Annotated in this window: 13 protein-coding genes and 1 pseudogene; 10 read left to right on the top strand and 4 right to left on the bottom strand. The window is 73.1% G+C overall.

The window, feature by feature from the left end; genetic code table 11:
* A pseudogene (locus tag BU198_RS24680) lies at window positions 1-330 on the bottom strand (hypothetical protein); the annotation flags it as partial.
* A 391-nt stretch (window positions 331-721) separates the two neighbouring features.
* Here BU198_RS24680 and purN point away from each other — a divergent pair.
* Both purN and purH read left to right on the top strand, forming a co-directional pair.
* On the top strand, window positions 722-1,381 hold the full coding sequence (gene purN, locus BU198_RS24675; protein ID WP_188299055.1) for a phosphoribosylglycinamide formyltransferase: 660 nt from the start codon (window positions 722-724) through the stop codon (window positions 1,379-1,381).
* Complete coding sequence (purH, locus tag BU198_RS24670; protein WP_188299054.1) at window positions 1,378-2,955, top strand: bifunctional phosphoribosylaminoimidazolecarboxamide formyltransferase/IMP cyclohydrolase; 1,578 nt, start codon at window positions 1,378-1,380, stop codon at window positions 2,953-2,955. The genes purN and purH overlap by 4 nt, the downstream gene beginning before the upstream one ends.
* Before the next feature lie 82 nt (window positions 2,956-3,037).
* Here the strand turns inward: purH and BU198_RS24665 are convergent, their stop codons facing one another.
* The gene (locus tag BU198_RS24665; protein ID WP_188299053.1) at window positions 3,038-3,682 is read right to left on the bottom strand and encodes a hypothetical protein; all 645 of its coding nucleotides are present in this window, start codon (window positions 3,680-3,682) and stop codon (window positions 3,038-3,040) included.
* Between the two features lie 536 nt (window positions 3,683-4,218).
* Here BU198_RS24665 and BU198_RS24660 point away from each other — a divergent pair.
* The 6 genes from BU198_RS24660 to BU198_RS24635 all read left to right on the top strand — a co-directional run bounded on the left by BU198_RS24660 (window position 4,219) and on the right by BU198_RS24635 (window position 9,870).
* Entirely contained in the window at window positions 4,219-5,073 is an 855-nt protein-coding gene (locus tag BU198_RS24660) for a bifunctional methylenetetrahydrofolate dehydrogenase/methenyltetrahydrofolate cyclohydrolase (RefSeq protein ID WP_188299052.1), read from the top strand.
* A 20-nt stretch (window positions 5,074-5,093) separates the two neighbouring features.
* Complete coding sequence (locus BU198_RS24655) at window positions 5,094-5,519, top strand: DUF3017 domain-containing protein (RefSeq protein WP_188299051.1); 426 nt, start codon at window positions 5,094-5,096, stop codon at window positions 5,517-5,519.
* A gap of 260 nt (window positions 5,520-5,779) precedes the next feature.
* Window positions 5,780-6,772 (top strand): malate dehydrogenase, encoded by a 993-nt coding sequence (locus BU198_RS24650; protein WP_188299050.1) that lies wholly within the window; start codon window positions 5,780-5,782, stop codon window positions 6,770-6,772.
* Window positions 6,773-6,922: 150 nt separating this feature from the next.
* The gene (locus BU198_RS24645; protein WP_188299049.1) at window positions 6,923-8,248 is read left to right on the top strand and encodes a hemolysin family protein; all 1,326 of its coding nucleotides are present in this window, start codon (window positions 6,923-6,925) and stop codon (window positions 8,246-8,248) included.
* A gap of 75 nt (window positions 8,249-8,323) precedes the next feature.
* Window positions 8,324-9,319: a tryptophan--tRNA ligase gene (gene trpS / locus BU198_RS24640; RefSeq protein ID WP_317620308.1), complete on the top strand. Its 996-nt coding sequence runs from the start codon at window positions 8,324-8,326 to the stop codon at window positions 9,317-9,319.
* Window positions 9,316-9,870 carry a 2'-5' RNA ligase family protein gene (locus BU198_RS24635; RefSeq protein WP_317620307.1) on the top strand — a complete coding sequence of 185 codons (555 nt, stop codon included), beginning with the start codon at window positions 9,316-9,318 and terminating at the stop codon, window positions 9,868-9,870. The genes trpS and BU198_RS24635 overlap by 4 nt, the downstream gene beginning before the upstream one ends.
* Before the next feature lie 42 nt (window positions 9,871-9,912).
* On the opposite strand, the gene BU198_RS24630 is transcribed toward BU198_RS24635, so the two are convergent.
* Window positions 9,913-12,423 (bottom strand): CDP-glycerol glycerophosphotransferase family protein, encoded by a 2,511-nt coding sequence (locus tag BU198_RS24630; RefSeq protein ID WP_188299047.1) that lies wholly within the window; start codon window positions 12,421-12,423, stop codon window positions 9,913-9,915.
* Window positions 12,424-12,707: 284 nt separating this feature from the next.
* A complete protein-coding gene (locus BU198_RS24625; RefSeq protein ID WP_188299046.1) occupies window positions 12,708-16,283 on the bottom strand; it encodes a CDP-glycerol glycerophosphotransferase family protein in 3,576 nt (1,191 codons plus the stop codon).
* Window positions 16,284-16,416: 133 nt separating this feature from the next.
* Between BU198_RS24625 and BU198_RS24620 the strand changes: the two genes are divergently transcribed.
* Together BU198_RS24620 and BU198_RS24615 are read left to right on the top strand one after the other, a co-directional pair.
* Window positions 16,417-17,415, top strand: a complete 999-nt coding sequence (locus BU198_RS24620; RefSeq protein ID WP_188299045.1) for a glycosyltransferase family 2 protein — start codon at window positions 16,417-16,419, stop codon at window positions 17,413-17,415.
* Between the two features lie 47 nt (window positions 17,416-17,462).
* Window positions 17,463-18,452: a YihY/virulence factor BrkB family protein gene (locus tag BU198_RS24615; protein WP_188299044.1), complete on the top strand. Its 990-nt coding sequence runs from the start codon at window positions 17,463-17,465 to the stop codon at window positions 18,450-18,452.
* Window positions 18,453-18,548 lie beyond the last annotated feature (96 nt).

Below are 18,548 nucleotides of genomic sequence, written 5' to 3'. Positions count from 1 at the left end.
GTTGCGGGCCTTGCGGTGGACCGGATCGGCGGGGTCGAGCCGGGGCGGCTGCGGGGCCGGCGGACGCTGGCCGGGACGGCCGTCGCCGCTGCCGGGGCCCCACGGCGACGGGAGCTGCGGGCGCTCGCCCCCCTGCCCACCGGGCCCGCCCTGCCCACCGGGACCACCGGGACCACCCTGCGCGCCGGGGCCGCCGGGCCCGCCCTGACCGCCGGTACCGTCCTGGCCCCCGCCGGCCCAGGGGCTGCGCGGCTGCCACGGCTCGTCCGGGGCATCCGCCGGCGGCGGCGCGAAGGGGTTGCGCTCGCCGGTGTCGTCGCCGCTGCTCATGGGTTCAGCCATTCCTTCTCGGTCGGGGCCTCGTTCGGAGGGTCTCGCGTCGGAGCGGTCTCCCGCGCCCCAATGATCCCGCAGCCGTCCGCCGGGCCGTCGGCGGGCCGTGCCCGGGGCCCGGGAGGGCCGGTACGGGCCGGGGCAACTCCGGTGCGGCGGGCCGGAGGAGATCCCCGTCTCAACTACGCGCGTAGCGCCGCCGGGAGGGTGCGGAGGCCGTCCGACCAGCCGTTATCGTGGTGACGGTCAGCAGCCCACAGAGGTTCCCCGGGGCCCGCGTCGCGGTGGGTTTCCCCGGAGTTCCCCCTCGCTCGACCTGCCGTTCGTAGTGGCCCCACCGCCGGTGGACGTACCAGCGGACGGCGCCCGACCTACGGAGAAACGCGCAGTGGCCGCCGCCCCCGCCCAGCACTTCCCGCCCCGTACGCCCGGTCCGGCCCGACTGGTGGTGCTGGTCTCCGGCTCCGGCACCAACCTCCAGGCGCTGATCGACGCCGTCGCCGACCCGGCCTACGGCGCCGGGATCATCGCGGTCGGCGCGGACCGCGACGGGATCGCCGGACTGGAGCGCGCCGGGAAGGCCGGCCTGCCGACCTTCGTCCACCGGGTGAAGGACTTCCGGGACCGCGCCGACTGGGACCGCGCGCTGACCGCCTCCGTCGCCGAGTACCAGCCGGACCTGGTGGTCACGGCCGGCTTCATGAAGATCCTCGGCCCCGAGTTCGTCGCCGCCTTCGCCGGGCGGATCGTCAACACCCACCCCGCGCTGCTGCCGTCGTTCCCCGGCGCCCACGGCGTCACCGACGCGCTCGCGTACGGCGTGCGGGTCACCGGCTGCACCGTCCACCTGGTCGACTCCGGCGTGGACACCGGGCCGATCATCGCGCAGGGCGTCGTCGAGGTCACCGACGCCGACCACGCCGATGGCGGCGAAGCGCTGCACGAGCGCATCAAGACTGTCGAGCGGAAGCTGCTCGTCGACGTCGTGGGCCGACTGGCCCGCGAAGGTCACCGCATCGAGGACCGAAAGGTATGGATTCCGGCATGAGTGCCAGCTCCACCACGCCCCCTGTCTCCGAGAACGTCCGGCCGATCCGTCGCGCGCTGATCAGCGTGTACGACAAGACCGGTCTGGAGGAGCTGGCCCAGGGCCTGCACGCCGCCGGGGTCGCCATCGTCTCCACCGGCTCCACCGCCGGCCGGATCGCCGCCGCCGGTGTCCCGGTGACCGAGGTCTCCGAGCTGACCGGCTTCCCGGAGTGCCTGGACGGGCGCGTGAAGACGCTGCACCCCCGCGTGCACGCCGGCGTGCTGGCCGACCTGCGGCTGGAGTCGCACCGCGCGCAGCTGGCCGAGCTGGGCGTCGAGCCCTTCGACCTGGTGGTGGTGAACCTCTACCCGTTCAAGGCCACCGTCGCCTCCGGCGCGACCCCGGACGAGTGCGTCGAGCAGATCGACATCGGCGGCCCGAGCATGGTCCGCGCCGCCGCGAAGAACCACCCCTCGGTGGCCGTGGTGGTCGACCCGGCCCGCTACGGCGACGTGCTGGAGGCGGCGCGGGAGGGCGGCTTCGACCTGGCCACCCGCAAGCGCCTGGCCGGTGCCGCGTTCGCCCACACCGCCGCCTACGACGTGGCCGTCGCCTCCTGGTTCGAGGACGGCTACGCGCCCAGCGACGAGCGGTTCCCCGAGTTCCTGGGCGCCACCTGGGAGCGGCAGAACGTGCTGCGCTACGGCGAGAACCCGCACCAGGGCGCCGCGCTGTACAGCGACGGCACCGGCGGCCTGGCCGGCGCGCAGCAGCTGCACGGCAAGGAGATGTCGTACAACAACTACGTCGACACCGACGCCGCCCGCCGTGCCGCCTACGACCACGCCGAGCCGGCCGTCGCGATCATCAAGCACGCCAACCCGTGCGGCATCGCGACCGGCGCCGACGTCGCCGAGGCGCACCGCAGGGCGCACGAGTGCGACCCGGTCTCCGCGTACGGCGGCGTGATCGCGGTCAACCGTCCGGTCACCGTCGCGCTGGCCGAGCAGATCGCCCCGATCTTCACCGAGGTCGTGGTGGCCCCCGGCTACGAGGAGGGCGCCCTGGAGGTGCTCACCCGCAAGAAGAACCTGCGGGTGCTGCTGGCCCCCGGGGCCCCGGCGAACCGCCAGGAGGTGCGCCCGGTCTCCGGCGGCGTGCTGCTCCAGGACGCCGACCGGGTGCACGCCGAGGGCGACGACCCGGCGAACTGGACCCTCGCCAGCGGCGAGGCGCTCGCCGCGGACGAGCTGGCCGAGCTGGCCTTCGCCTGGCGGGCCTGCCGGGCCGTCAAGTCCAACGCGATCCTGCTGGCCAAGGACGGCGCCTCGGTCGGCGTCGGCATGGGCCAGGTCAACCGGGTGGACTCCTGCAAGCTCGCGGTCGAGCGGGCCGGGGAGCGCGCCAAGGGCGCCTACGCGGCCTCGGACGCCTTCTTCCCGTTCGCGGACGGCCCGGCGATCCTGATCGCGGCCGGTGTCAGGGCGATCGTGCAGCCCGGTGGTTCGATCCGCGACGAGGAGGTCGTCGCGGCGGCCGCCGAGGCCGGTGTGACCATGTACTTCACCGGTGCGCGGCACTTCTTCCACTGATCCCGCCCACGGCGTGACGGTGTGACAGAGCGGCCCGGCCCCCTCCGAGGAGGGAGCCGGGCCGCTCTGTCACGGGGACCGGTCAGTACCGCGGGCGGTTGAACCAGTTGACGCCGTCCTGGATGCACATGGCGGTGATCCAGATGATGCTGATCGCCAGCCAGAGCACGGCCATCACCAGGCCGACCGCGGTGCCGCCGGAGACGGCGCCCAGCAGGATCAGCAGGCCGACCAGGGCGCCCAGCGAGCCGTACACGATGGTGGTGACCCGGACGGCGTTGCCGCCCTTGCCGAACTTCACGCCGAGCGTGATGGAGAGCGCGGCGAACAGCCCGAACACCACGCCGACGACGAGCAGGACACCGGCGGCGGCGTCGCCCAGCGCGGTGAACGGGTTGTCGTCGCTGGTGGTCCTGCTGGCGGCGGTGGTGACGTCCTTGGCGGCCGCCCCGATGATGATGTAGGAGATCGCGGCGAGCGTCTGCACACCGCCGACGATGAACAGCAGCACCCGGGCGGTCGTCATCAGGCCCGGCATGGACGGCGGCGCGACCGGCACGTAGCCGTAGGCCGGGGCCTGCTGCGGGTAGCCGTAGCCCGGGGCGGCGGCCGGCGGCGGGGCCTGCTGGGGGTAGCCGTAGCCGGGGGCGGCCTGCGGCTGGCCGTAACCCGGGGCGGCGGCCTGCGGCTGGCCGTACGGGTTGTTCGGGTCGGGCGGGTAACTCATGGATGCCTCCGGGCAGTTACGGGGACGCGGGGACGGGACGCTGACGGCCCGGTGCCGGCTGGTGAGTCGGGTCACCGGCCGAAGGGGACGCTAGCGCAGCGGGGTGACAGCCCGGCGGCGGTGACGGGCGCCGCGGCTCGGCAGAGTGGTGAGCGTCAGGGATGCGAGTCGGCCGACGGGTGAGGTACCGGCGGGGCGGTGCCGCCGCGGTCGGACTGCTCGTTCTGCTGTGATCGGCTCACTGGCTCTTTCCCCCGGGGTACAACGCTCCGCCGCGAGGGCCGTCGGCCCGTCACCGGGCCGGTTCGCGGCGGGAATGCGCTTATCGTCAACCGGACGATGGCGCCCTGTCCAGCCGGTTCCGCGCGCCGGGTCAAGACTGTGGCGCAACCGCAACGTGCGGCGAACCTTCGTACCCGTCCGTTCACCCGCCCGTCCGCCGCGTGTCCACCCGTCCGCACGATCGTCCGGGACCGTTCCGCTCCGGCCGGGCGCCCTCGGTACGGGGACCCCGCGCGATCCGGGAGAATGGGGTCATGACTGCCCAGATTCTCGATGGCAAGGCCACCGCCGCCGCGATCAAGTCCGAACTCGCCGCCCGCGTGGCGGTCCTCAAGGCGAAGGGCGTCACGCCCGGCCTCGGCACCGTCCTGGTCGGCGACGACCCGGGCAGCCGCTGGTACGTGAACGGCAAGCACAAGGACTGCGCCGAGGTCGGCATCGCCTCGATCCAGCGCGAGCTGCCCGCCACCGCCACCCAGGAGGACGTCGAGAACGTCGTCCGCGAGCTCAACGCCGACCCGACCTGCACCGGCTACATCGTCCAGCTGCCGCTGCCCAGGGGTCTCGACCAGAACCCGGTCCTGGAGCTGATGGACCCGGACAAGGACGCCGACGGCCTGCACCCGACCTCGCTCGGCCGGCTCGCCCTGGGCATCGACGGCCCGCTGCCGTGCACCCCGCTCGGCATCGTCGAGCTGCTGCGCCGCCACGACGTCGAGATCAACGGCGCCGAGGTGGTCGTGGTCGGTCGCGGCATCACCGTCGGCCGCTCGATCGGCCTGCTGCTGACCCGCCGCAGCGAGAACGCCACCGTCACCCTGTGCCACACCGGCACCCAGGACCTCGGCGCCCACCTGCGCAAGGCCGACATCATCGTGGCCGCCGCCGGCGTGCCGCACCTGGTCAAGCCGGAGGACGTCAAGCCGGGCGCCGCGGTGCTGGACGTGGGCGTCAGCCGCAGCGAGGGCAAGATCGTCGGCGACGTCCACCCGGGCGTGGCCGAGGTGGCCGGCTGGATCTCCCCGAACCCCGGCGGCGTGGGCCCGATGACCCGCGCGATGCTGCTCAACAACATCGTCGAGGCGGCCGAGCGCCGCGCCGGCGTCTGACACCCGAGGGACGGCGAGCGATGACTGAACCGCGACCGGCGAAGCCCCGGCGCAGGCCGGTCGGCACCACCGGCACCCTGCCGCCCGAGGGCGCGGGCGCGGCCCTCGGGCGTGACCACGCCCTGCCGGTGCGGCAGTGGCCGATAACGCTGGTCCTGCTGGTGGTCGGCGCGGGCCTCGCGGTCACCTGGTTCGCCGACTTCAAGGACGGTTTCAAGTACGGGCTGCTGATCCTCGGCTGCGGCGTGCTGCTCGGCGCGGTGCTGCGGCTGGTACTGCCCGAGGTCGGGATGCTGGCGGTGCGCAGCCGTTTCACCGACGTGATCGTGCTGACCTTCCTGGGCGCCTCGATCGTGCTGCTGACGCTGGTGGCCCAGCCGAACCCGTGGGTGCAGATCCCGCTGCTCGACAACATCGGCCAGCTGATGGGCCGGCCCAAGCACTGACCGGCCCGCACCGACGGCCCGCACGGGCCGTTCGCGCAGGCCGATCGCGCGGGTCGTTCGCGGCCCCCGCCCGATCCCCCGGATTCCGGGGGGCGCGCGGGGGCCGCGGCGCGTTCTGTGACGCATCAGCCAGGCCGGCACCCGCGGCGTAGGCTTCCCTTTGCGATAACCTGACGCCGGTCTCTCGATGTCGAGAGACCGTCCTCGGCTCCAGCGCCGGTGTGCCTGGGGCGCCTGGCGATTTGCTGGAGAAGGTAGAAATGACTCGCACCCCCGTCAACGTCACCATCACCGGAGCGGCCGGCCAGATCGGCTACGCGCTGCTCTTCCGCATCGCCTCGGGCCACCTGCTCGGCGCCGACGTGCCGGTGAACCTGCGCCTCCTGGAGATCCCGCAGGGCCTGAAGGCCGCCGAGGGCACCGCCATGGAGCTCGTCGACTGCGCCTTCCCGCTGCTGCGCGACATCACGATCACCGACCAGCCGAACGAGGCCTTCGACGGCGCCAATGTCGCGCTGCTGGTCGGCGCCCGTCCGCGCACCGCCGGCATGGAGCGCGGTGACCTCCTCAAGGCCAACGGCGGCATCTTCGGCCCGCAGGGCAAGGCCATCAACGCCCACGCCGCGGACGACATCAAGGTCCTGGTCGTCGGCAACCCGGCCAACACCAACGCCCTGATCGCCCAGCGCAACGCCCCGGACGTCCCGGCCGAGCGCTTCACCGCGATGACCCGCCTGGACCACAACCGCGCCGTCGGCCAGCTGTCCATCAAGACCGGCGCCCCGGTCTCGGACATCAAGCGCGTCACCATCTGGGGCAACCACTCCGCGACCCAGTACCCGGACATCTTCCAGGCCGAGATCGCCGGCAAGCCGGCCTTCGAGGCCGTCGGCAGCGACCAGGCCTGGCTGGAGGGCGACTTCATCCCGACCGTCGCCAAGCGCGGTGCCGCCATCATCGACGCCCGTGGCGCCTCCTCGGCCGCCTCGGCCGCCAACGCCGCCATCGACCACGTGCACACCTGGGTCAACGGCACCGCCGAGGGCGACTGGACCTCCATGGGCATCGTCTCCGACGGCTCCTACGGCGTTCCGGCCGGCCTGATCTCCTCCTTCCCGGTCACCACCAAGAACGGCGCGTTCGAGATCGTCCAGGGCCTGGAGATCTCCGACTTCTCGCGCGCCCGCATCGACGCCTCGGTCAAGGAGCTGGCCGACGAGCGCGACGCGGTCCAGGAGCTCGGCCTCATCTGAGCCCGCCCCGCACGGCTGCAGCGGCGGCCCGCCGCTTCCCTCCCGGAAGCGGCGGGCCGCCGTCGTGTCCGGCCCCGGCCCCGTCGTGTCCGGCCCCGGCCCCGTCGTGTCCGGCTCCCGCCCGCACCGGCCGCCCTACACTGGCCCGCTGTGAACGAAACCCTCGGGGACGCCGCGCTCGTCCTCGTCTTCATCATGCTGGGCGGGCTGTTCAACGTCGCCGAGATCTCGCTGATCTCGCTGCGCGAGGGCCAGATCCGGGCGCTGGAGGCGCGCGGCACCCGGCGCTCGGCGCGGGCCGCGCACCTGGCCGCCGACCCCAACCGTTTCCTGGCCGCCGTGCAGGTCGGGGTGACCTGCATGGGCTTCCTGTCCGCCGCCTTCGGCGCGGACACCCTGGCCGGCAAGGTCGCCCCGCTGTTCGTCCGGGCCGGGCTGTCCGAGGGCGTGTCCGACGCGGTGGCACTGGTCGGCCTCACCCTGGTGATCAGCTACGCCTCGCTGGTGCTGGGCGAGCTGACCCCCAAGCGGATCGGTCTCCAGCGCGCCGAGTCCATCGCGGTCATCGCCGCCCCGGTGGTGGACGTGATGTCGGTGGTGCTGCGCCCGGCGATCTGGCTGCTCGGCCACTCCACCAACCTGATGGTCCGGCTGCTCGGCGGCGACCCGGCCGCCGGCCGCGGCTCGATGAGCTCCGAGGAGCTGCGCGGCCTGGTCGCGGCCAGCACCGAACTCGGAAGCGACGAACGGGCGTTGATCGCGGACGTGTTCTCCGCGGGGGAGCGCCAGCTGCGCGAGGTGATGGTCCCGCGCACCGAGGTGACCTTCCTGGACGCCGAGCGCCCGCTGGCCGCCGTCCGGCACCAGGCCGACACCTCGCCGCACTCGCGCTACCCGGTGGTCGAGGGCAGCGCCGACGCGGTGGTCGGCTTCGTCCACGTCCGCGACCTGTACGGCGCGCGCGGCGAGCAGGCCGCCAAGGTCCGCGACCTGTCCCGCCCGGTCAAGCTGCTGCCCGGCACCAAGCGGGTGCTGGAGGCGATGGGCGAGATGCGCCGGGAGGGCCACCACCTGGCGATCGTGGTGGACGAGTACGGCGGCACCGCCGGGATCGTCACCCTGGAGGACCTGGTCGAGGAGGTGATCGGCGAGATCAGGGACGAGTACGACCGCCCGGAGGCCGCCCCCACCCGTCGGCTGGCCGGCGGCGGCGTGGAGCTGGACGGTCTGCTCAACCTCGGCGACTTCGCGGAGGAGACCGGCGTCACCCTGCCCGAGGGGCCGTACGAGACGGTGGCCGGCTGCCTGGTCGCCGCGCTCGGCCGGCTGCCCAGGGACGGCGACCAGGTGCGCGTCCCGGTCGAGGGCGACGGCGAGGTGCTGCTGACGGTGGCCAAGGTCGAGGGCCGGCGGATCGCCAGGGTGGGGGTGAGTGCGGTCACACTGGCCGGACCTCCGGGGGCGGAGGTTTCCTGAGCGAGCGGTGGAACTGGAAGAATGGCCCGCATGGTCAACGCAGCGGTCACTGGTCCGGTCAAGGACCGTCCCCGGGTGCTCTCCGGCATCCAGCCCACCTCCGGCTCGTTCCACCTCGGCAACTACCTGGGCGCGGTGCGCCAGTGGGTCGACCTGCAGAAGGAGAACGACGCCTTCTACATGGTGGTCGACCTGCACGCCATCACGGTCGCCCAGGACCCGAAGGAGCTGCGCGAGAACACCCGGGTCTCCGCTGCCCAGCTGCTCGGTGCCGGCCTCGACCCGGAGCACTGCACCCTGTTCGTCCAGTCGCAGGTGCCCGAGCACGCGCAGCTCGCCTGGGTGATGAACTGCATCACCGGCTTCGGCGAGGCCTCCCGGATGACCCAGTTCAAGGACAAGTCGACCCGGCACGGCGCCGACAGCACCACCGTCGGCCTGTTCACCTACCCGGTCCTGATGGTCGCGGACGTCCTGCTCTACCAGGCGGACGCCGTCCCGGTCGGTGAGGACCAGCGCCAGCACCTGGAGCTCACCCGCGACCTCGCGGACCGGTTCAACACCCGTTTCGGGTCGACCTTCACGGTCCCGAAGCCGTACATCCTCCAGGAGACGGCGAAGATCATGGACCTCCAGGACCCCGGCGTGAAGATGAGCAAGTCCGCGTCCTCGCCCAAGGGTCTGGTCAGCCTGCTGGACGAGCCGAAGGCGAGCGCGAAGAAGTTCAAGAGCGCCGTCACCGACACCGGCACCGTGGTCTCCTACGACGAGGAGCAGAAGGCCGGCGTCTCCAACCTGCTGCGCATCCACTCCGCGCTCAGCGGGCAGTCGGTCGACCAGCTGGTCGAGCACTTCGAGGGCAAGATGTACGGCGCCCTGAAGACCGAGCTGGCCGAGCTGTTCACCGAGTGGGTCACCCCCTTCCAGGAGCGCACCCGCACCTTCCTGGACGACCCGGCCGAGCTGGACCGGGTGCTGGCGAACGGCGCCGAGAAGGCCCGCGAGGTGGCGTCCAGGACGCTGGAGTCGGTGTACGACCGGATCGGCTTCCTCCCGGCCGCCAAGCGGTGACTCCCCTCACGCACCTGCCCGGTGGTGACGGCCTCCCCGAGGTCGTCACCATCGGCGTGTCCGTGAGCGTCCCGGACCCGTACGGCACGGCGATCCAGGACGCCAGGGCCGGGCACGGCGATCCGCTGGCCCGGTCGATACCCACGCACGTCACCCTGCTGCCACCGACCGAGGTGCCCGCCGGGGAGCTGCCGAAGATCGAGGAGCACCTGGCGGCGGTGGCGGCCGCGCACCGGCCGTTCCGGATGCTGCTGCGCGGCAGCGGGACCTTCCGCCCGGTCTCCCCGGTGGTGTACGTCCGGGTCGAGGAGGGCGCGCAGGAGTGCCGGCTGCTGGAGGCGGACATCCGCTCCGGCCCGCTGGCCCGCGAGCTGGCCTTCCCGTACCACCCGCACGTGACGGTCGCCCACGGCCTGCCGGACGACGTGCTGGACCAGGCGTACGAGCAGGCGCGCGGCTTCCGGGCGGCCTTCACGGTGTCGGGCTTCGGCCTCTCCCGCTTCGGCACGGACGAGGTCTGGCGGCCCTGGCGGAGCCACTCCTTCGGCTGAGCCGCCGGAGCAGGCCCGAGCCGGATCCGAGCCGGGCCCGAACTAGCCTGCGGCCCGCCCCAGTTCGAGCATCCGGTCGACCACCCGGCGGGCCGCGCCGCCGTCCTCCAGCACACTGTGCTCGGCCTGGAAGCGCCGGTAGCGCTCGGCGTAGCCGGGCGGCAGCGCGGCGTCGCCGTCGGCGAGTCCGCGCAGCGCGCCGAGCAGTTCGGCCGAGGTCGGCACCAGCGGCCCGGGGGCGTTCGACTCGAAGTCGAAGTAGAAGCCGCGCAGGGTGTCGCGGTAGTGCTCCAGGTCGTAGGTGAAGAAGTACATCGGACGGCCGGTGATGGCGAAGTCGAACATGATCGACGAGTAGTCGGTCACCAGCACGTCCGCGACCAGCAGCAGTTCCTGCGGGTCGGGGTAGTCCCCGCAGTCGTACAGGAAGCCGTCGCCGGCGCCGGGCAGCGGCTCGCGCACGTGCGCGTGCGGACGGACCAGCAGCACGTGGTCGGAGCCGAGCAGGCGCCGGGCGTGGTCGAGGTCCAGCCGGAGGTCGAGCCGGAACCCGTCGCCGTCGCCGCGCTGCTGGTCCTCGCGCCAGGTGGGCGCGTACAGCACGATCCGCTTGCCCTCGGGGATGCCGAGCCGGCGGCGGACGGCCGCGGCGGTCCGCTCGTCCGGGCGGGCGAGCACGTCGTTGCGCGGGTAGCCGGACTCCAGCACCTCGCCGCCGAAGTGGAAGGCGCGCCGCAGGATCGGGGTGGCGAACGGGCTGGGGGAGAGCAGCAGGCTCCACTGCGGGGTCTCCCGGTCGAGCGCCTCCAGGTAGCCGTGGTCGGACAGCCAGGGGTTCTCGACGTCGTGGGCGATCCGCTTCAGCAGGGAGCCGTGCCAGGTCTGCAGGACGACCTGGCCGGGGCGGCGCTCCAGGAAGTCGGGGAAGTGGGTGTTGCCGACCAGGTAGCGGCAGGTGGCCAGCGCGCGGTACCACTCCGGGCTCCAGATCCGCACCGGGACGACCCCGGGCGGGACCTCGGCCTGGGCGTCGTCGACCACCCACAGGTGCTCGGACTCCGGTTGCCGGCGCGAGAGTTCGGCGTGCACCGCGCGCGGCGAGTCGGCGTAGCCGCGGCCGCCGAACACGTCGTACAGCACCGCCTCGCGCAGCGGCTCGTGGCGGGCGGCCGGGTAGCGCTCGGCGCGCTGGCGGCTCTGCGCCCAGGCGCTGCGCTCGGTGGGCGTGAGCACCGGGGTGGAGTCCACCAGCAGGGTGTCGTGCCAGCGGCGCTGCAGCAGGATCCGCTTGCCGCCCGCGGTGGCGGCGGCGGGGACGGTGGGCAGCGCGGCGGGGGCGGCGAGCAGCGGGCGGCCGTCCCCGGGGCGTCCGGCCGGCTCCAGCGCGGCCTCCCAGATGCCCTTGCGCAGCGGCAGCGCGGCGCCGTCGGAGCCGGTGCGGGTGGCGGGCACCCGGACCCGGAAGCGGCCGTCCGGGCCGGTGTCGACCGGGGTGCGGACCTCGCTCGCGGTGCCGGAGTGACGCAGCACCAGCTCCAGCCGGTCCGCGGCCGGATCCGGGCAGTGGCCGGACAGCTCGAAGCCGTCGTCCCGCACGGCGATCCGGTCGACCAGGCCGGCCGCGGGCTGGACGCAGAGCTGGAGCCGGCCGTCGGCGAGGTGCTTGAGGTAGAGCACCCGGTCCGGGGTGCCGGGCAGCCGGTGCTGGCCGGCCACCGGGCCGCCGCGCTCGTCGAGGCAGAGCTGCTCGGTGCCGCCGTCGGGGCGCAGCAGTTCGGCGTCCCAGTGCTCCAGTCCGCCGCTGCCGCGTCCGTCGGCGGTGAACGGCCGGTACGGCAGCCGGACGGTGAAGCCGTTGCCGGTGCGGTCGAGCGGCTGCTCGGCCACCGCGTCGCTCTCCCGGTGGCGCAGCCGCAGCACGGCGCCAGGGGGGCAGTCGTCGGCGACGCCGGCGAGGTCGAGGCCGTCGTCGGCGGGGGTGACCCGGGTGATCCGGACGGCCGGGCGCTCCAGCAGCAGCCGGAGCCGGTCGTCCGCGAAGAAGGGCTGGAGCCGGACGTCGCGGTCCACCCAGCGGGCCGGCGGGTACTCGCCGGAGCCGCACCAGTGCGGGGCGAGGGCGCCGTACTGGCGGCGCACCCTGGTGGGGCGCGGGCGGGTGAAGAGCGTGGTCTCGATCTGCCATTCGCCGAGCAGCCAGTCGCCCCCGCGGCGCAGCCGGTCTGGTTCTATCAGCGCGGTGAAGCCGGACCAGTCGTGGTTGTGCTCGGGCTGGGCGCTGTCGTCGGTGACCTCGGGCATCCGGCGGGGCCTGGAGCGCAGGTGCACCGGCGGTTCGGACGGGTCCTGGTGGCGCAGGGTGAGCCAGGTCCAGGCGGAGCCGGGGCGGCCGGTGTCACGGTCGTTCGGGCGGGCGAAGCCGGTGAGTTCCAGGCCGCGGCCGTGCCAGCGGGCGCGCAGCAGCCCGAAGACGACGTCCTGGTCGTCGTCCGGGCGGCCGGTGGTCACACGGGGAGCGGCGTGTGGCAGGACGAACCGTGTGAGCACAGGCATCGCTGGACGGGCCCTTCGGGGACGGGGTCCCGGTGCATGACGGTGCACCGGGAAGGAGTCGCCGGGCCGGTTTCGATCGGGCCGGGACCGAATTGACATCCCATACCGGGACGCCACCCGGGGTCAACTGTACGGTTCGGCGAATTTCCTCGGAAATTCGCTGGCGAAACGTGAGTTCGAGTGCAATGAGGGCGTAAAGGGCGGTGAACCTCCCAGGAAATTCCCAGGAAATGCCGGAGCGCCCGGCGCGAACCGCGCCGGGCGCTCCTGTTGCGGGCCGGTGACTACCCCTCGATGCGGAGCATCGCGTCGACCACCCGGGCGGAGGCCTGGCCGTCGTCCAGGTCGCAGTACGCCTCGCGGAACGCGGCGGCCTTGTCCGCGTGCTCGGCGGCGACCTCGTCCACCCGGCCGAGCGCGGAGACGAGTTCCCCGGAGGTGGCCAGCAGCGGGCCGGGCGCCTCCGCCTCGAAGTTCAGGCTGAAACCGCGCAGGTTGTCCCGGTAGTGCTCCAGGTCGTGGGTGAAGAACAGCATCGGCTTTCCGGTCGACGCGAAATCGAACACGCTGGCCGAGTAGTCGGTCACCAGTACGTCGGCGATCAGCAGCAGCTCCGCCATGTCGGGGTAGCTGCCGACGTCCCAGATGTAGCCGTTGCCGGCGCCCGGGATCTGGCCGCACATCAGGTTGTGCCGGCGCACCAGCAGCACCTGGTCGTCGCCGAGCGCGGCCTTGGCGGCCGCGAGGTCGATCCGCAGGTCCATCTGGTAGCCGCCGTCCGGCCGGCGCCGGTCCTCGCGCCAGGTCGGCGCGTAGAGCACGACCTTCTTGCCCTCGGGCAGGCCGAGCCGTTCCCTGACCTGCTCGGCGGTCTTCTCCCGGTCGGACGCGAACAGCAGGTCGTTCCGGGGCGAACCGCTCTCCAGGATCTCGCCCTTGAAGTCGAAGGCGCGCCGCAGCACCGGGGCCGACCAGCGGTTGCCGGCCACCAGCAGGCTCCAGTTCGGAACCTCGCGGGCCAGGCCCTTGAGGTAGTGGGCGTCGGTGAACCAGACCTTCTCGAAGTCGAAGCCGATCTGCTTCAGCGGGGTGCCCTGCCAGGTCTGGACGACCACCTGGCCGGGGCGGCGGACGAAGAAGTCGGGCAGGTGGGTGCTGGTCACGATGTACTTGGAGGTGGCCAGCGCCTCGATCCACTCCGGGCTCCACAGCCGGACCGAGGCCGCGCTCTGCGGCAGCTCGGCCTGGAGGTCGTCGTTGCCCCACAGGTGCTCCAGCGGCAGGCCGCGGCGGACCAGCTCCTCGTGGACCGCCCGCGGCGAGTCGGCGTACATGCTGCTGTTGCCGGCGTTGTACAGCACCGTGTCGCGCACCGGCAGCCGGCGGGCGGCCGGGTAGTCCACGGTGCGGATCAGCCGCTGGCGGAAGCCGGACCGCTCCTCGGGCAGCAGTACCGCGTACGACTCCAGCGACAGGCCGTCGTGGTGGCGGCGCTCCAGCCCGATCCGCTTGCCGCGGGACTCCACCTCGACCGGCAGCGTCCCGAAGCACTCGGGGGCGATCAGCGCGTGGCCGTCCGGCAGGTCCTCCGCCGGAACGCCGACCGGGCGGAAGGCGACGTTCCAGGTGCCCTTGGCGAGCGGCACCCGGCCGGCGAAGGAGGCGGTCGGGACGGTGGGCAGCGCGGTGCGGAACCGGCCGTCCGAGATCTCCACCGGGTAGACGTGCTCCTCCTCACGCCAGTTGTGACGGACCACCAGCTCCCAGCGGTGCGCGCCGGGCAGCGGGAACGAGCCGCTCAGCAGGAAGCCGTCGGCGCCGCGCGCGGCGACCTCCTCCACCAGCGGCTGGAGCACCTGGTCGGAGAACTGGAGGTGCCCGCCGGGGGAGGGCTTGGAGTAGAGCGCCCGGCGCTCGCCGACCGGGGCCTGCGGGTTCAGCGCCAGGTGCAGCCGCTCGGGCGCGTTGCGGTCGTCCCAGGCCAGCCGGACGGTGCTGCCGTCGGTCAGCAGCAGCGCGGTGTCCCAGCGGTCCCGGCTGCGGTCGGCGGCGACCGGGTCCAGCTCGGCCCAGGCCTCCCGGACGGCGGTCAGCTGGGCGGCCGTGAAGGAGGCGGTGAAGGGCTGGAGCGAACCGACCGGCGCGCCCAGCTCCAGCGGGACGGTCACCTCGCGGTCCGACTCGACGTGGGTGAGCCGCAGCTGCGCCCCGGCGAAGCTCGGGCCGGAGCGGGCCGCGCCCGAGACCTCCACCCGGTCGCCCTGCGCGGCCAGGCCGGTCACCCGGGCCTGGACCGTCTCCACCCGCACGTAGACGAAGTTGTCCCGGACCCACGGCACGATCCGCACGTCCGGCTCGACCCAGTGCGCCGGGATGTACTGCGCGGTGTCGCTCCAGCCGGCCGAGATCCGGCCCTTGTACACCCCGCCCTTGCCCGCGCCGGCCACCAGGAGGCGCCAGTGGCCGTCCTTCCACTGGCCGCGGTGCTTGAGCTTCTTCGGGTCGAGGGAGACGGTGAAGCCGGACCAGTCGCAGCTGTACAGGTCGTGGTTGCAGCTCGCGGTGGCCTCGGGGCTGTACGTGGTCTTCATCGGCACCGCGAGCACCCGGCGGCCCTTGGTCTCGCGCAGCACCAGGGTGCGGACCATGTCGCGCTTGTTGGCCGCGCCCAGCTGCTCCGGGTAGGCGTGCCCGGTCAGCTGGAGCTTCCCGTCGACCCAGGCGCTCTCGTACAGCCGGCTGCGCATGACCAGCGAGTTGTCCAGCTTGAGCACGCCGGCCGGCACGCTCTTGCGCCCGCCGCGCAGGAACGGGTAGTCGGCGTACGGGCGCAGCAGGCCGCGGGCCTGGACGCCGCCGCTGCTCTCGCCCTCGTACTTGATCTGCTCGACCAGCTCGTCCACCCGGCCGGCCAGGGTCAGGTGGTACTTCAGCCGCAGCGGCGCGCGCAGCTTGCGGACCTGCTCGGGGCCGATCGCCCGGAGCAGCCGGCTGACGCTCTGGAGGTAGGCGTCCCGGTACTCCTTGTCGCCGTCCACGACGGACCAGAAGAACATCGGGATCTCCTCGACGAGGGTGTTCTCGTCGTAGGAGCGCAGGTACTCGGCGAAGCGCGGCTCGGTCTGCTTCCGGAGCCAGCCGCGGACCAGCTCGACCGAGGTGACCCGGTCGATCAGACCCTTGGGGTTGGTGCGCATCTGCGTGATCGACATCTCGCCGACCTCGCGCTCGCGCCAGTGGTAGATCGGCTCGGAGAGCACGTCCACGCTCTTGGCGAGGTAGTGGTGCGGCACGCTGACCGGGGCGTCCTCGTACAGGATGCCCTCGGGGTAGAGCAGGTCGGCCGCGTCGAAGAACGTGCGGCGGTACACCTTGTTCCACGCGGTGCGGTCGGTGACCAGCGCCGGGACCTCGGTGATGTGGGTCTTGAGCTTGGTCTCCCTGAACGGCTTCGAGTGGCCGCCGGACTGGTAGTAGCCCACGGCGCGGAAGCGCAGCACGTTGCCGGTGCAGAAGTCCGAGCCGGTCTCGTCCAGCGTGTTGATCATCAGCTCGTACGCGCTCGGCGGCATCGAGTCGTCGCTGTCCACGAAGCACAGGAACTCGGCGTCCGGGTCGATGTGCCGGATACCGGTGTTGCGGGCCGCGCCGAGGCCCTTGTTGACCTGGCGTACCAGCCGGAAGCGGGAGTCCTTGGCCGCGTACGCCTCGGCGAGCGCCGCGCTGTCGTCCTTCGATCCGTCGTCGACCATGACGCACTCGAAGTCCGTGAAGGTCTGGGCGGCGATCGAGTCCAGGCATTCGACGAGGTAGCGCTCGACGTTGTAGATCGGAACGACGATGGAGAGGCGGGGAGCCATCGGCTACGCAGGCCTTTCTCGGGAGGAGCGTGGCGGCCCCTGAGGGGCCTGACCGCACTTTGGATCGGTGCGTACGTGCGACCCGATCCTACCTCCGGGCCCCACCCCTCCCCGGGGCCACTACGCTGGGCCGGTGCCCCGCTTCAGCGTGATCGTCCCCGTGTACCAGGTCCAGGACTACCTCGTCGAGTGCCTCGACTCGGTGCTCGGCCAGGACGGCCCGGACTTCGAACTGATCGCGGTGGACGATCGTTCCCCGGACCGCTGCGGCGCGATGCTGGACGAGGCCGCCGCCGCCGACGCCCGGGTCCGGGTGCTGCACCTGCCGGAGAACGTCGGCCTCGGCCGGGCCCGCAACGCCGGCCTGGAGGTCGCCACCGGGGACTACGTGGTCTTCCTGGACAGCGACGACACGCTCACCCCCGGCCTGCTGAAGAGCGTCGACGAGCGGCTCGCCGCCACCGGGGACCCGGACGTCCTGGTCTACGACTACGCCCGCACCTACGCCGACGGCCGGATCACCAGGGCCGCCTCCGCGCACGTCTTCGGCGCCGCCTCGCCCGACGTCTTCGACCTCGCCGCCCGCCCCGACCTGCTCGACCTGCTCCAGGTCGTCTGGAACAAGGCCTACCGCAGGGGCTTCGTCACCGAGCAGCGGCTGGCCTTCCCGGCCGGCTACTACGAGGACACCCCCTGGACGTACCCGGCGCTGCTCGCCGCGGCCCGGATCACCCTGCTCGACCGGGTCGGCGTGCACTACCGCCAGCGCCAGGAGGGCGGCAACATCCTGGCCACCGCGAGCCGCAAGCACTTCGACGTCTTCGCCCAGTACGACCTGGTCTTCGCCTTCCTCGACCGCCGCCCCGACCTGGACCACTGGCGCCCGGTCGTCTACGGCCGGATGCTGCACCACCTCAACACCGTGGTCTCCAAGCCGGGCCGGGTCCCGCCCGGCGACCGCCGCGAGTACTTCCGCCGGGCCGCCGCGCACTGCGCCCGGCTGCGCCCGGCCGGCTACCGCCCCCCGGCCGGCGTGGACGGCGTGCGCACCGAGCTGCTCGGCCGCGGCCGCTACGGCGCCTACCAGGCCGTCCGGGCCCTCGCCAAGGCCCGCCGACTCGTCAAGCGCTGACGTCAACCTGACGCCCATTCGGGCGAAGGTTCGGTATAACCGGTCTGGTGGACTTCCTGACCCGCCTGCCGGTCGTCGGCCCGCTCGTGGCCCGGGTGCTGCGCAGCCGCCCGTACCGGGTGTACGAGCACTTCACCGCCGCCCGGGGCAACCGGCTGGCCGGTGCCGTCACCTTCTTCGGCTTCCTCGCCCTGTTCCCGCTGCTCACGGTGGGCCTGGCGATCGCCGCCGCGACGCTGAGCGACGGCCGGGTGCACGAGCTCCAGGAGCACGTCTCCGACCAGCTGCCGGGGATCTCGGACGCCATCAACCTGCCCGCCCTGGTGTCCAACGCGGGCACCGTCGGGCTGGTCAGCGGGGCGCTGCTGCTGGTCTCCGGCCTCGGCTGGGTGGACACCATGCGCACCTCGATCCGGGACCTGTGGCAGCTGCCCCAGGAGGAGGGCAACCCGGTGCTGCGCAAGGCCTGGGACGTGGCGGTGCTGGCCGGCCTCGGCCTGGTGTCGCTGCTCTCGCTGGCCACCTCCGCCGCCGGGACCACCCTGGCCGGCCGGATCGCCGACGCGATCGGTCTCAACAGCGGCTACCTGCTGACCGCGGTCGGCGTGCTGATCGCCGCGGCGTGCGACATGCTGCTCTTCGCCTACCTGCTGGCGCCCTTCCCCGGGATCACCGGCCAGCGCCGCCGGGACCTGGTGCAGGGCGCGCTGATCGGTTCGGTCGGCTTCGAGCTGCTGAAGCTCCTGCTCGCCTCCTACCTGGGCTCGGTCGCCGGGCGGAACCTGTACGGGGCGTTCGCCACGCCGGTGGCGCTGCTGCTGTGGATCAACTTCGTCTCCCGGCTGCTGATGTACTGCGTGGCCTGGACGGCGACGGCCGACCCGGTGGCCGCCCGGGAGCGGACCAGGGCGTACGGGCGGGCGCTGCTGGAGACGGCCGACAAGGCGGAGGCCGAGACGGAGACAGCGGCCGAGCAGACCGCGGCCGGGGCCACCGAGATGGGGAAGAGCAAGGGGAGGGCCCGGCCCCAGGACTGAGGCCGGGCCCTCCCGACGGGCGCCGGATCAGCCGGCGGAGCGCCGCCGGCGCAGCACCACCGCGCCGCCGCCGACCGCGGCCCCGGCCAGCACCAC

Origin of the sequence: Streptomyces sp. CBMA156 (genome assembly GCF_014596515.1) — a bacterium.
GTDB lineage: Bacteria > Actinomycetota > Actinomycetes > Streptomycetales > Streptomycetaceae > Kitasatospora.
Note: the sequence above shows the minus strand (reverse complement) of the source record. Positions and strands in the feature narration are given on the sequence as shown.

Coding starts and splice junctions, on each gene's coding strand:
- BU198_RS24665 (WP_188299053.1), bottom strand. CDS start 3,682: ATGAGTTACCCGCCCGACCCGAACAACCCGTACGGCCAGCCGCAGGCC.
- BU198_RS24655 (WP_188299051.1), top strand. CDS start 5,094: ATGACTGAACCGCGACCGGCGAAGCCCCGGCGCAGGCCGGTCGGCACC.
- BU198_RS24630 (WP_188299047.1), bottom strand. CDS start 12,423: ATGCCTGTGCTCACACGGTTCGTCCTGCCACACGCCGCTCCCCGTGTG.
- purH (WP_188299054.1), top strand. CDS start 1,378: ATGAGTGCCAGCTCCACCACGCCCCCTGTCTCCGAGAACGTCCGGCCG.
- BU198_RS24650 (WP_188299050.1), top strand. CDS start 5,780: ATGACTCGCACCCCCGTCAACGTCACCATCACCGGAGCGGCCGGCCAG.
- BU198_RS24625 (WP_188299046.1), bottom strand. CDS start 16,283: ATGGCTCCCCGCCTCTCCATCGTCGTTCCGATCTACAACGTCGAGCGC.
- BU198_RS24660 (WP_188299052.1), top strand. CDS start 4,219: ATGACTGCCCAGATTCTCGATGGCAAGGCCACCGCCGCCGCGATCAAG.